Below are 12,551 nucleotides of genomic sequence, written 5' to 3' on the forward strand. Positions count from 1 at the left end.
GGGGGGCGGGCTGCGGTGCTCCCTTCCGGAGCGGGTCGCGCGGGCGGGACGGTCAGGAGAGCGTGCAACTCACGGTCGGCACGGCTCCGGCGGCCGGTGTGCCCTGGAAGCCGAAACTGGTGTGCGCTCCGGCCGCGAGCGCGCCGTTGTAGGCGGTGCTGGTGACGGTGACGGCGGCGCCGGACTGGGTGTAGGCGGCGTTCCACATGTTGGTGATCTTCTGGTCGCCCCCGTAGGTCCAGGTCAGCTTCCACGAGGTGGCCGCTGCCGTACCCGTGTTGGTCACGGTGACGTCCACCCCGAAGCCGCTGCCCCAGTCCCCGTTCACCGTGTAGACCGCCTTGCAGCCGGTGTTGCCGCCTGAGCCCGTGGTGGTGGCGGTGACGGACGCGGAGGGCGTGGAGGTGTTGCCCGCCGCGTCGCGGGCGCGGACGGTGTACGTGTACGAGGTGCCGGACGTCACACCGGTGTCGGTGAACGTGGTGCCGGTGGCGGTGCCGGCCTTGGTGGAGCCCCGGTAGACGTCGTAGCCGGTGACTCCGGTGTCGTCGGCCGCGGCCTTCCATGACAGGGAGACCGAGGTGCCGGTGGTCCCGGTGACGGCGAGGCCCGTCGGGGCCGTGGGCGCCTGGGTGTCGTCATCTCCGCCGTTGCCGCCGCCGTTGCCGAAGCCGGGCGCCTTGATGCTCGCGAGGTACCCGTCCTTCACGGTGTCGACCGAGGCCCAGTCGTCCTTGAGGATGCCACCGGTGTCGCCGGAGTTCGGGTTCCAGGACCAGAAGGTCCAGGAGAAGCTGTCGGCCCCGTACTGGCTGGTGGGCCGCAGGTAGTCGGCCAGGGCCTTCAGCCACTTCTGGTCGGTGGTGGACTGGAGCGTCGTGCCGAACTCGCCGACCCACACCGGGGCGATGTTCTGCTTGAAGATGTAGCCCCAGTACTTGTCCCAGACGCCCGGCATGTTGTCCGGGAACGAGGAGTCGGTGAACCACGGCTGCTGGGCGACGCTGGTGGCGTAGTCGTGCGCCGAGTACACCACCTTGTGCGGCACGCTCAGCTCCACCGGGTACTGCCCGACGCCCATGAGGTTGCCGCCCCACCAGCCGGACACCCCCTCGAAGGTCTGCACGCCCTCCACGAAGATCAGCAGGTCCGGGTTGGCGGAGAGCACGGCGTCGCCGCCCCGCTCCGCCGCGAGCCGCCAGTCCTTCGTGGTGTCGCCGCAGCCCCAGCAGGCGGGGTCGTGGGGCTCGTTGTGCAGGTCGATGCCGACCACCGCGTCGTTGCCCGCGTACCGGGCGGCCAGCGACTTGAGGTGGGCGAGCCACGTGGACTCGGGGACGGCCGAGGTGTACCAGAGCGGCGACTGGCCCGCCGAGTCGGGGCGGTGCCGGTCCAGGATGACCTTCATGCCGACGCTGCCCGCGTGGTCCACGATGCGGTCCATCACCTGGAGCGAGTCGAGGCCGGCCAGGTCGGTGTTCATCCCGGAGGAGAAGTTGATGCTCGCCGGTTCGGTGCCGGCGAAGATGTCGTCGCTGTAGGGAAGCCGGATGGTGTTGTAACCCAGCGACTTCATCTGGTCGATCATGCTCTTGTAGTCGCGGGACCAGAGGCCGTGGGGCGCGTAGTTGGCGGTCTCGAAGCCGAACCAGTTGATGCCGGCGATGCGGACCGGCTGATTGCCCGCGTCCAGGATCTGCCGCCCGCTGGTGTGCCAGTAGCCGGAGCCGGCGGCGGCCGCGGTGGCCTCGCCGGCCGATGCCGCGTGGGCGCCGGCGAGGGGCAGGAGCAGGGCCGCCGCGGCGACGGCGGCGGTTCTGGCGGCTCTTCGGAAGGTACGGAGAGGGTGAAGCACGGTGCTGGTTCCTCTCTCGGAGGCGCGGTACACGGCGCGCGAATGGGATGGGAGCGCTCCCATCCCGCGCCGTGCGCCGCCCCGCCTGTGACATGGGGGACGGGGGTGCGGAGGCCGCCGCACCCGCTCGCTCGCCCGGAGCCGGGCGGGGCGCGACCCGGCGCAATAAAAGCGATAAAGCAATGAGCATGTCAATGGACGTGCGGCGTTCATGTGTTGAACGCGGGGGTCGGTCACCCGTGAGGACTCCCTCTCCCGCGGGTCGAGCCGCTCGCCGAAGTGCTCGCGGGGCGGCACCGGGATGGTCCTGCCGCGAAATGGGTGGACGTGCGGGTCTCCGCACTGCAAAGATATGTGTCATGACGCATGATCATGCATTGCAGACGAGTGATCACCTGACCTGGCCCACCGGGTTTCGCGGGTACACCGGTCACGGCGGCTTGCGCGACCACGGCGACGACATCTCGATCGTCGCCTCGGACCGGCCGGCGACCAGTGCCGCCGTGTTCACGCGGAGCCTCTTCGCCGGTCCGGCCGTGCTGCTCAGCCGCAGGCACGCCGCGGGGCGCAGTCTCCGCGCCGTGACCACCCTGGCGCAGAACGCGAACGTCGCGACCGGCCGCCAGGGCGAGGAGAACGCCGCCGAGGTCGTCCGGCGGGTGGCCGGAATCCTCGGTGCCTCCGAAGGCGAAGTACTCATCGGGTCCACGGGTGTCATCGGCCGCCCCCTGCCGATGTCCACCATCCTTCCGCACTTCGACAGGACCGCCGAGCAGGGCCTCGCCGCGTTCACGGCCGCCCCCCGGGACGTCGCCCGCGCCATGATGACCACCGACACCCGCCCCAAGACCGCCTCCCGCACCGTCGGACCGGCGCGCATCGTGGCCGTGGCGAAGGGTGTCGGCATGCTGGAGCCCGACATGGCCACGATGCTGGCCTACGTGTTCACGGACGCCGAAGTGCCCCCGGCCGACCTGGACGCCGCGCTGCGGGGAGCCGTGGACCGTTCGTTCAACTGTCTGAGCGTCGACACCGACACCTCCACCTCCGACACCGTGGCCGTCATCGCCAATGGGGCCGCCGGCCCCGTCGACCCCGTGCTGTTCGCCGACGCGCTGGCCGATCTCTGCCTGGATCTCACCCTGCAACTGGCGAGCGACGGCGAAGGGGCCACCAAGCTCCTGCGCGTCACCGTGGGCGGAGCCCGTGACCACGCGCAGGCCAAGCGCATCGCCAAGAGCGTGGTGAACTCGCCGCTGGTCAAGACAGCCGTCCACGGCGCGGACCCCAACTGGGGGCGCGTGCTCATGGCCATCGGCAAGAACACCGCCGAGACCGACATCGTCCCGGCCCGCGTCACGGTGAAGTTCGGTGACACCGAGGTGTATCCCGTCGAGCCCGAGGCGGACACCCTGGGCAGGCTCGTGGACCTCATGCGGCGGGACGAGGTGGACATCGCCGTCACACTCGGCATCGGAGAGGGCGAAGCGACCGTGTACGGCTGCGACTTGTCGGCCGACTACATCCGCGTCAACGCCGACTACACCACCTGAGCGCCGGGTCCGTCGCCGCAGTGCGCGCCCGCGCCGCGGCGACGGACCGCCTCACACCCGTACGAAGCACCCCACGAGCACCGCCGACGAACCCGCCAGCATGCCGAGGCAGTTCACCCAGAACGTCATGTTCAGCGCCCGTGCGCGGATGTGTGCGGCGGCCGCCGCGAGGAAGTAGACCACGATCGCCGCGGTCGTCGTCATGGCGGCACCGGGCACCCGGAGGCCGACGACGAGACCCGCGGCCGAGGCGGTCTTCGCGGTGGTCAGTACCCACCACCACTCGCGCGGCAGCAGTACGCCCTCCAGGCAGTCCACGATGAACTTCGGCGGGCGCAGCATCATCGCCGCGTCACCGGCCTGGACGACGAGCAGGACCACCACCGGCCATACAGGCGAGGGCAGTTCGAGGAGCGACATGGGTCAGTTCCCTTCCCGCGCGGTGATGAAGGCGGCGATGGTCCCGAGTCGCGTCGCCGTCTGCCGGGGCTCGGTCGTTCCGGCGGCGAGCAGCATCAGTTCCCCCAGATAGCCGGCGAACATCACTTGCGCGCCGAGCCGGGCGCGTGCCTCGTCCATCCCGTCGTTCACCATCGCGGCCGTCAGATTGGCCTCGGAGAGCGTCCGGAGTGCGCCGAGCGCGGCGTTCTCCGGCCTGCCCCGGGCCAGGGTCCGGAAGTAGGCGCGGGCGAGGTCGTCGTTCTCGGCGAACAGGGCCAGGAAGGGGTCGAAGTAGTGCGCCAGGTAGTCGACGGCGGGCGGCGCGGCTCCGTCCTTCACCGGTTCGGGCGGGGCCGGGATCCGGTCCGCGACGGCCTGGTCGTACACCAGGCCCAGCAGGGACTCCTTGTCCCCGACCGCCATGACCGCACCCACCGAGACCTCGGCCTCCGTCGCGATCTGGCGCACCGTCGTGCTCTGGAAACCCCGCTCGTGGAAGAGCCGGGCGGCAGCCCGGACGACGCGGGCGGAGGTCCGCCGCTTCTGCTCCGCACGGGTTGAGTGAACGTGTTCACCGAACATGTTCACCAATGTACGAGGACGGCTCCGCCCATGCAAGAGCCCCGGCCCGCACAGCCGCGGACCGGGGCTCCGAAAAGGTGCTACAGATCGTCGCCGAACGCCTCGGCCAGCTCGCGGTACTCGGCCAGCGGCAGTCCCGTCCGGCCCTCGTCCGCGGTGACCACCTGGAGCGCCACGTGGTCCGCGCCGGCGTCCACGTACTCGCGTGTCCGCGCCTTCACCCGCTCGGTGTCGCCCAGCGCGAAGAGGGCGTCGAGCAGGCGCGCGCTGCCGCCGCCGTCGAAGTCGCCCTCCGTGAAGCCGAGGCGCAGCAGGTTCGAGGTGTAGTTCGGCAGTTCGAGGTACATCGCCAGCATCCCGCGCGCCGTGTCGCGGGCCCGGTCGAGATCGGTGTCGAGCACGACGGACAGCTCGGGCGCCAGAAGTGCGTCGGGTCCGAGGGCCTGCCGCGCCTCCGCCGTGTGCGCGGCGGAGACGAGATAGGGGTGCGCGCCCAGCGCCCGGTCGGACGCCAGCTTCAGCATCTTCGGGCCGAGCGCGGCCAGCACCCGGTGCCGGGGGCCCACGGAGGGGTCGGCGGCGTCCAGGGCGTCGAGGTAGTCCACCATCGCGGTATAGGGCTTCGCGTACTGGGGGACCAGCGCGTCGTGGCTGACACCCAGGCCGAGGACGAGGCGTCCCCGGGCGCTCGCGTCGATCGCGGCGATCCGGGCGGCCACCTCCTCGGCGGTGTGGCCCCAGATGCTCAGGATGCCGGTCGCGACGGTGATGGTCCGGGTGGCGTCGACGATCGCGGCGGCGTCCTCCGGTGAGGGGCTGCCGCCGAGCCACAACGTCCCGTAACCCAGCGCCTCGATCTCGGCCACCGCCTCCGCGATCGCCTTCTTCCCGTCGGCGTCCACCCGTGACGTGTGCAGGGCGCCGCTCCAGATGCCGATCCGGCCGAACGTCTCACGCTTCGCAGAAGTCATGCCGGGGACAACAGCGTCCGGCCCGCACTATTCCCGGGCCTGCTCCGAACGGGTGGGCCACCCCGACTCGCCGTCAGCAGGCCGGGGACGGGACCCATGTGGCGGAGTCACCGCGTGTGCGGCGGCGGCGCCGGGGCAACTGGCGGATATTGGATGCTCTGCGGCTCCGCAGGACGCACCCGCCCGGACGAGGAGGTAGCTGCCGTGACGACCCCCGCCGCATCGGAGGGCCCCGGAGACAGGGAACATCGCCCACGTGGGGGAAGGGGCCGAAGGCGCGATCAGCGCGACGAGGCCGCGGCGCCCGGCGATTCCGGAGTCGGGACCGTCACCACCGCCGTCCCGGCCAGACTCGACCGACTGCCGTGGTCGCGCTGGCACTGGATGATCGTCATCGGCCTCGGCACGGTGTGGATCCTCGACGGCCTCGAAGTCACGACGGTCGGCAACATCGCGAGCCGCCTCTCGGAGGACGGGTCCGGCCTGGACATCACGTCCGCCCAGGTCACCGGTCTCGCCGCCGCACTCTACGTGGCGGGTGCCTGCGCGGGGGCACTGTTCTTCGGCTGGCTCACCGACCGCTACGGCCGCAAGAAGCTGTTCATGGTGACGCTCGTGGTGTACCTCGCCGCGACCGCCATGACCGCTCTGTCCTTCAGCGCCTGGTGGTTCTTCCTCTTCCGCTTCCTCACCGGCTTCGGCATCGGCGGCGAGTACGCGGCGATCAACTCGGCCATCGACGAGCTCATCCCCTCGAAGTACCGGGGCCGGGTCGACCTCATCATCAACGGCAGCTACTGGCTGGGCGCGGTCGGCGGCGCACTCCTGTCGATCGTCATGCTGGACACGGACATCTTCCCCAAGGACCTCGGCTGGCGCCTCACCTTCGCACTCGGCGTCGTCCTGGGCCTGGTGATCCTCCTCGTTCGCCGGCACGTCCCGGAGAGTCCGCGGTGGCAGTTCATCCACGGGCGCGGCGAGGAGGCCGACGAACTGGTCGATTCCGTCGAACGGGAGGTCGAGGAGGAGAAGCACGAGAAGCTGCCGCCGCCGGCCGGAGAGATCACGATCCACCAGCGCAAGAGCATCGGCTTCGGGCTCATCGCCAAGACCGTCTTCCGCAGCTACCCCAAGCGTGCGGTGCTCGGCCTCTCCCTCTTCATCGGGCAGGCTTTCCTCTACAACGCGATCACTTTCGGCTTCGGTGCGATCCTCACGACGTTCTACGACGTGGAGAGCGGACACACCGGCTACTACTTCGCAGTGATCGCCGCGGGCAACTTCATCGGCCCGCTGGTGCTGGGCAAGCTGTTCGACACCATCGGACGACGCGTCATGATCGCGACCACGTACATCCTGCCGGGCATCCTGCTCTTCGTCACGGCCTGGCTGTTCGACCGCGGCTCGCTGACCGCCAACACCCTCACCGCCTGCTGGTGCGTGGTGCTGTTCTTCGCCTCGGCCGGCGCGAGCAGCGCGTACCTCACGGTCTCCGAGGTCTTCCCCATGGAGACCAGGGCGATGGCCATCGCCTTCTTCTACGCGATCGGTACCGCGGCCGGCGGGATCAGCGGCCCCCTGATCTTCGCCGACCTCACCGAGTCGGGCGTCCCCGGCGACACCGCCCTGGCGTTCTCCATCGGCGCGGCCCTCATGTGCGCGGCCGGCCTGGTCGCCGCCTTCCTCGCGGTCGACGCGGAGCAGCGCTCCCTGGAGGACATCGCCAAGCCGTTGTCCCAGACCTCGTAGCGCCCCCGGGCGCGACCCTCAGGCCGGACCCGGCGTCGCGGACGCGGGTCCGGCCAGTCCGTGCAGCAGCAGCCCTGTCAGCGTGTCGATGATCTCGTCGTCGGAGAACTCCGGCCGCCCGGGCCCCGCCGTCGTCACCGCGAAGGAGAGCTGCGAGACCATCGCGCCCATGGCGGCGGCCACCACGGCCGGGTCGCCCGGGAGCAGGTGCCCGCGGTCGCGCAGCCAGGCCAGGTGCTCGCGGAAGACGCCCGTGTCCCCGGCCAGGCTCGCCCAGGCGCGGCCCTCGCTCGGCGGCCCCGCGAAGGTGGTCTGCATCATCGCCACGATCACCGGGAGGTGGTCGCGGATGACCCCCCAGGCGACCGCCAGATGCGCACGCAGCTGCGCCTGGTCGGTCAGGTCGTGGTCGGCCGGGTGCTCCTGCGCCCCCATCTCCGCGTGGAGTTGCGCGTTCAGATCCCCCACCAACGCCTTGAGCAGGGCTTCCTTGTCCGCGAAGTGCGCGTAGAAGGAGCCGGTGGCGCGCCCGGCCTCACGCGTGATGTCGGTGATCTTCGTGTCGAGGTAGCCGCGCTCGGCGAACAGCCGGCGCGCCGCCTCCTTCAGGGCCGCCTCGGTCTCGGCGGCCTTCTCCTTGCGTACGCCCATCGGACGGGGCTCCTTGTCGCGCTTGACGTGCGGTCGGACCCCCCATCATAGTGAACCCCAGTTCGATGAATTTTGATTCACTGAATGTGGATTCAGGGGGCTTATGTGAACGTCATCGTCGTCGGCGGGGGAGTGGCCGGAGTGGCGAGCGCCATCGCGTTGCGGCGGCTCGGTGCGGAGGTCGCGGTCTACGAGGCGTACGCCGAACCGGCGGGCCGGGTCGGCTCGTTCCTGAGCCTCGCGTCCAACGGGCTACGGGTGCTGCGCGCTCTCGGCGTCCTGGATCAGGTGCGGCACGCGGGTGTCGACGTGCCGCGCCAGCGCATGTGGGCCGGATCGGGCAAACTGCTCGGGGACGTGCCGCGTGGACGGCTCGGCGGCGACGACCTGCACAGCGTGACGCTGATGCGCGGCGCACTGGTCGAGACGCTCCGCGCCGAGGCGCTGGCCGCCGGGGCGCGCATCGTCACCGGTGAACGCCTGTCGGACGCCGTCGCGACGGACACCGGTGTACGCGCGGTCTTCGCGAGCGGCCGCACGGCTGAGGCGTCCCTGCTCATCGGCGCGGACGGCATCCACTCGGTGACCCGCGGCCTGCTCGACCCGCACGCCCCCGCGCCCGCGTACGCCGGCCTGTACAGCATCTCCGGCGTCTCCGAGGGCGTGCACGTCGAACCCGGCGTCTTCCACATGACGTTCGCCCGCAACGGTGCCTTCCTCCACCTCGCGGCCCCGGACGGCAGGGTCTGGTGGTCGGCTCAGGTCGCGAGCCCCGGGCCACCGGATCTCGACCGCACCGAGGACGCGTGGCTCAGCCACCTCGCCGGTCTCCACCGGCACGAACGGGTGCCGTCCGCCGTCCTCGCCGCCACCACCGCGCTGCACCGCCCCACCCTGACGCACACCCTGGACCCGGTGACGGTCCGGCACGACGGCCGCATCGTGCTGATCGGCGACGCCGATCACCCGGTGGGCGCCGGTCAGGGTGCGTCGATGGCGCTGGAGGACGCCCTTGTGCTCGCGCGCTCACTCGGCACGGAGGCCTCCGTACCGGCTGCCCTCGCGGCGTACGACGCGGCGCGCTCGGACCGCCTCGCCCGGATGGCGAGGGCCGCGGCGGGCAACCGCGACGCCAAGACGGCGGGCCCGCTCGGGCGTTGGGCACGGGATCTGATGATGCCGGCCGGCATCCGCCTCTTCTACGGGAAGGCCATGGCCTGGCTCTACACGTACGACTGCGGCGAACTCCCCGCCGCGCGGGCGGGCGCGCTCCGGGACTGATGTGGGGCCCAGGCCGGGGCCCGGTTATCGGGCTGCGCTCCGGCCGCGCGGTGGTGTGGGATCGGGACATGACGATCGCACTCAGTACACCGGACTCCAGGGGACCGGCCGCGGCGGCGGAAGCCCTGCGGAGCCGGCAGGCCGAGGGCGCCCCGATGCAGCTGCACCCGGGCGACCTCGGCTGGTACGGGCGCAACGGCCCCCGGGCCGCCGCCGCAGCGGTCAGGACCTGGAGCCGGGCCGGGCGGATCCTCGCCGTAGGGCTGCTCGACAGGCCGGCCTGGTCCGGCTGACGACCGCGCCGGACGTCCGTGGGGACGCACCGCTCGCGCGACAGCCGGCCGACGACCTGTCCCACCCCGCGCACGGGGTGCTTCCCGACGGGCAGGGCGGCCGTCGAGGCACCGCAGGACGCGCTGGTCCGGGGAGTGCTGGGGGAACGTGGCTGGGGCGTCGGCGAGCCATGTACACCGCTGCGCCGCGACCTGGCCGGGCCGGTGCCCGCACCGGATGCGGCGGTCGAGGTCGCCGGACCCGGTCAGGCCGGCGAGGTGGCGGCCGTCCATCGCTCGGCGTTCCCCGGTTCGCGGTTCACGGGGGCGTCGTGGCGGGCGATGGCCGCGGGGCCGCTGTTCGCCGACGCCCGCTGCCTGCTCGGGCGCGACGAACGGGGCCACGCGGTGGCGACGGTGACGGTGGGGTCCGCCGGCCCGGGAAGGCCGGGGCTCCTCGAACCGATGGGCGTGCACCGGGACCACCGCCACCGGGGCCACGGCCGGGCGATCACCCTGGCCGCGGCTGCCGCGCTCCGGGACCTCGGCGCGTCGAGCGCGCTCGTCTGCACCCCGGCGTCCAACACCGGCGGCGTCGCCGCGTACGTGTCGGCGGGCTTCGAGCGACGCCCCGAGATCCACGACCGGTACCGGACCACCTGAGAGCGGATGCCGCTCGCTGATCATGGACGGTGCGGTTCGGGGCACACGGCGGGCGACGACATACGCGACCCGCCGAAGGAGACGCCGGTGCCGATACGCAGAACGAGAGGCGTCACGCCCCGCCCGCGCGCCACGGGTGCCGCACCACGCAGCCCCCTGCTCGCCCTCGCCCTCGCCGGTGCCGTGATCGGCGCCGCGGTCCTGCTGTTCGTCCGCTTCGCGCACTGGGCCGGCAGCCACCCGGCCTCCGCCGTGCTGCTGGCCCTGCTCGCCCTGCCCGTGCTCTACGTCCTGTTCCGGGCCATGCCCCGCGCCCGTGAGCTGCGCCGGGCGGCCCGCGCGGGCATGATCCCGCCGGCCGGGGAGGAAGCCGCCCCCGAACCGGCTCCCGCACCTCAGATCCCGTCCGCCCCCGCCGGTGCCCACGACGGGCTCACCGCCGTACTCCCGCCCCCGGCCCCCGACTTCACCGCCCTCGATCCGGACGGCTTCGAGGCGGCGGTGGCCGCGCTGTGCGAGCGGGACGGCTGCCAGGAGGTCGAAGTGGTCGGCGGAGCGGGCGACTTGGGTGCCGATGTCCTCGCCACGGCCCCGGACGGACGCCGCGTCGTCGTGCAGTGCAAGCAGTACGGCCCCGAGCACAAGGTGGGCTCCCAGGACCTCCAGCGCTTCGGCGGCACCTGCTGGACGGTCCACGGCGCGCAACTCGCCGCCGTGGTGACGACCAGCGAGTTCACCGCACCCGCCCTGGAGTACGCGGAGACGTGCGGCATCCGATGCGTGGACGGCACCGCACTCGCGGCCTGGGCGGAGGGCTCCGGCGCGGCCCCCTGGGGCCCGGCGATGCTGGACACGGCCTGAGAGGCGCCGCCGGGGCCTGGGCGCCGGTCCGGCCCACCCCGTAGGCTCGTGCCATCAGTGGCTCGGGCGGAAGGAACTGGCCGTGGACGCTTCGAAGTTGGCCGCTGCGGCGGTACGGGTGATGACCGGGGAGGGCCCGGCCGCGAGCGGCCACAGGTCCGCCGTCCAGGAGCTGGTGTGGGGCCGGCTGGGCCGCAGCGACCTCGGGGCGTCCGCGCTGAAACGGCTGCACGAGCAGCCCGGTGAGGGCTCGGCGGCCATCGTGGGCTCCGTGCTCGCCGACGACCTGCGTGCCGACGCCGACTTCCGGGCGCGGCTGGACGCGGCACTGCGGGTGCCGCCGCGCCCGGCCGAGGCGCCCTTTCCGGCATCCGGGGAGCCTGTGGAGACCGGAGCCACGGCCCCGCCCGTGCCCACCGCCACCCCGGGGGCGCGCGGGCGAGCCGTCTCCGGTGCCGTCCCGCAGCCGTCCCGACCGGCCGGGGTTCAGGCCCGGCCCGAGGACACGTCCCGGGCGGTGCTCATGGTCTGGCTGCTGGGGCTGCCCCAGGCCATCGTGGCCTACGTCGTCATCAGTGTGGCCAACGGCCGTTCTGCGAACGCACCCCTTCAGTACACGATCCTGCTCATCTCGGCCTGCGTGGCCGGGTACGCGCTCCGGAGCGGTATCCGACTGCTGCGCCGAGGCGCGCCGAACCCCTCGCTGCGGGCCGCGACGTTCCTCGCGGGCCTGGTCCTGCTGCGGTTCGTGCTCTTCGTGTTCGTCGGGTGAGCCGGGGGCCGAACCGCGGAGGAGGCCGCGGCGCCTACGGCAACGCGGTCGGCGCCTCCGGCCCGGCCTCGCCGTCCCCCTCGCCCCCGTCCTGTTCGCCCACGCTGATCAGGCCCGTCTCGTACGCGACGATGACCGCCTGCACCCGGTCGCGCAGGCCCAGCTTGGCGAGGACGCGGGCGACGTGCGTCTTCACGGTCGTCTCGGCCAGGTGGAGGCGCGCCGCCAGTTCGGCGTTGCTCAGGCCCCGGGCGAGCAGGCCCAGGACCTCCAGTTCGCGCGGAGTGAGCGCGGCGAGGTCGCGGTGCGGGGCGGCGGTGTCGCCGCCGCGCCGGGTGAACCGCTGCACGAGGCGCCGGGTGATGGCGGGTGCCAGAAGCGCGTCACCGGTGCGGACGGTGCGCACCGCCGCCGTCAGCTGCTCGGGCGTCACGTCCTTGAGCAGGAAGCCGCTGGCCCCGGCCGACAGGGCCGCGTACACATAGCGGTCGAGGTCGAAGGTGGTGAGGATGATGACGCGGGGCTGCTCGGTGGCTCCGGCGAGGATGCGGCGGGTGGCCTCCAGGCCGTCCATCACGGGCATCCGGACATCCATCAGCACCACGTCCGGCCGGGTGCGGCGCACCGCGTCGACCGCCTCCGCCCCGTTCACCGCCTCGGCGACGACGTCGATGCCGTCCGCGCCGAGGATCAGCCGGAAGCCGGTGCGTACCAGGGTCTGGTCGTCGGCGATGAGTACACGCGGCGGCGCGGTCACGGTGCCTCCAGGGGGATCAGGGCCTCCACACGGTAGCCGCCGCCCGGCAGCGGCCCGGCGGCCAGGGTGCCGTCGTGCACGGCCAGGCGCTCACGCAGTCCGATCAGGCCCAGGCCGCTCCCGGCCCCGGGGGCCGGGGGCCC

The 12,551-nt window shown here is 72.5% G+C and carries 11 protein-coding genes and 2 pseudogenes; 6 read left to right on the plus strand and 7 right to left on the minus strand.

What is annotated here, in order from left to right; all coding sequences use genetic code 11:
• Positions 1 to 52: 52 nt before the first annotated feature.
• Entirely contained in the window at positions 53 to 1,855 is a 1,803-nt protein-coding gene (locus tag ACN6LM_RS35935; RefSeq protein WP_445069624.1) for a cellulase family glycosylhydrolase, read from the minus strand.
• Positions 1,856 to 2,214: 359 nt separating this feature from the next.
• On the opposite strand from ACN6LM_RS35935, the gene argJ reads away from it, so the two are divergent.
• Complete coding sequence (gene argJ / locus ACN6LM_RS35940) at positions 2,215 to 3,408, plus strand: bifunctional glutamate N-acetyltransferase/amino-acid acetyltransferase ArgJ (protein WP_445069625.1); 1,194 nt, start codon at positions 2,215 to 2,217, stop codon at positions 3,406 to 3,408.
• 51 nt (positions 3,409 to 3,459) lie between these two features.
• On the opposite strand, the gene ACN6LM_RS35945 is transcribed toward argJ, so the two are convergent.
• The 3 genes from ACN6LM_RS35945 to ACN6LM_RS35955 form a co-directional block, all read right to left on the minus strand.
• The gene (locus ACN6LM_RS35945) at positions 3,460 to 3,828 is read right to left on the minus strand and encodes a DoxX family protein (protein WP_445069626.1); all 369 of its coding nucleotides are present in this window, start codon (positions 3,826 to 3,828) and stop codon (positions 3,460 to 3,462) included.
• A 3-nt stretch (positions 3,829 to 3,831) separates the two neighbouring features.
• Entirely contained in the window at positions 3,832 to 4,431 is a 600-nt protein-coding gene (locus tag ACN6LM_RS35950; protein ID WP_445069627.1) for a TetR/AcrR family transcriptional regulator, read from the minus strand.
• Between the two features lie 80 nt (positions 4,432 to 4,511).
• On the minus strand, positions 4,512 to 5,402 hold the full coding sequence (locus ACN6LM_RS35955; RefSeq protein WP_445069628.1) for an LLM class F420-dependent oxidoreductase: 891 nt from the start codon (positions 5,400 to 5,402) through the stop codon (positions 4,512 to 4,514).
• Between the two features lie 204 nt (positions 5,403 to 5,606).
• Here ACN6LM_RS35955 and ACN6LM_RS35960 point away from each other — a divergent pair, with 204 nt between their 5' ends.
• Positions 5,607 to 7,151, plus strand: coding sequence for an MFS transporter (locus tag ACN6LM_RS35960; protein ID WP_445069629.1), 1,545 nt, complete (start codon positions 5,607 to 5,609; stop codon positions 7,149 to 7,151).
• Positions 7,152 to 7,169: 18 nt separating this feature from the next.
• On the opposite strand, the gene ACN6LM_RS35965 is transcribed toward ACN6LM_RS35960, so the two are convergent.
• A complete protein-coding gene (locus ACN6LM_RS35965) occupies positions 7,170 to 7,802 on the minus strand; it encodes a TetR/AcrR family transcriptional regulator (protein WP_445069630.1) in 633 nt (210 codons plus the stop codon).
• Between the two features lie 105 nt (positions 7,803 to 7,907).
• Here ACN6LM_RS35965 and ACN6LM_RS35970 point away from each other — a divergent pair, with 105 nt between their 5' ends.
• The 4 genes and pseudogenes from ACN6LM_RS35970 (at position 7,908) to ACN6LM_RS35985 (ending at position 11,651) form a co-directional block, all read left to right on the plus strand.
• Positions 7,908 to 9,083, plus strand: coding sequence for an FAD-dependent monooxygenase (locus tag ACN6LM_RS35970; RefSeq protein ID WP_445069631.1), 1,176 nt, complete (start codon positions 7,908 to 7,910; stop codon positions 9,081 to 9,083).
• A gap of 68 nt (positions 9,084 to 9,151) precedes the next feature.
• Positions 9,152 to 10,018: pseudogene (locus tag ACN6LM_RS35975) on the plus strand (GNAT family N-acetyltransferase).
• A gap of 87 nt (positions 10,019 to 10,105) precedes the next feature.
• Positions 10,106 to 10,879 (plus strand): restriction endonuclease, encoded by a 774-nt coding sequence (locus ACN6LM_RS35980; protein ID WP_445069632.1) that lies wholly within the window; start codon positions 10,106 to 10,108, stop codon positions 10,877 to 10,879.
• An 82-nt stretch (positions 10,880 to 10,961) separates the two neighbouring features.
• A complete protein-coding gene (locus tag ACN6LM_RS35985; protein ID WP_445069633.1) occupies positions 10,962 to 11,651 on the plus strand; it encodes a hypothetical protein in 690 nt (229 codons plus the stop codon).
• A 34-nt stretch (positions 11,652 to 11,685) separates the two neighbouring features.
• Here ACN6LM_RS35985 and ACN6LM_RS35990 read toward each other — a convergent pair whose 3' ends face one another.
• Both ACN6LM_RS35990 and ACN6LM_RS35995 read right to left on the minus strand, forming a co-directional pair.
• Positions 11,686 to 12,408 carry a response regulator gene (locus ACN6LM_RS35990; protein ID WP_445069634.1) on the minus strand — a complete coding sequence of 241 codons (723 nt, stop codon included), beginning with the start codon at positions 12,406 to 12,408 and terminating at the stop codon, positions 11,686 to 11,688.
• Positions 12,405 to 12,551: pseudogene (locus ACN6LM_RS35995) on the minus strand (sensor histidine kinase); the annotation flags it as partial. The pseudogene ACN6LM_RS35995 and the gene ACN6LM_RS35990, both read right to left, overlap by 4 nt.

The organism is Streptomyces sp. SAS_281 (assembly GCF_052542855.1).

Excerpts from the sequence above, each read along its gene's own strand:
- ACN6LM_RS35955 (WP_445069628.1), bottom strand. The coding sequence starts at position 5,402 with ATGACTTCTGCGAAGCGTGAGACGTTCGGCCGGATCGGCATCTGGAGC.
- ACN6LM_RS35965 (WP_445069630.1), bottom strand. The coding sequence starts at position 7,802 with ATGGGCGTACGCAAGGAGAAGGCCGCCGAGACCGAGGCGGCCCTGAAG.
- ACN6LM_RS35945 (WP_445069626.1), bottom strand. The coding sequence starts at position 3,828 with ATGTCGCTCCTCGAACTGCCCTCGCCTGTATGGCCGGTGGTGGTCCTG.
- ACN6LM_RS35950 (WP_445069627.1), bottom strand. The coding sequence starts at position 4,431 with ATGTTCGGTGAACACGTTCACTCAACCCGTGCGGAGCAGAAGCGGCGG.
- argJ (WP_445069625.1), top strand. The coding sequence starts at position 2,215 with ATGACGCATGATCATGCATTGCAGACGAGTGATCACCTGACCTGGCCC.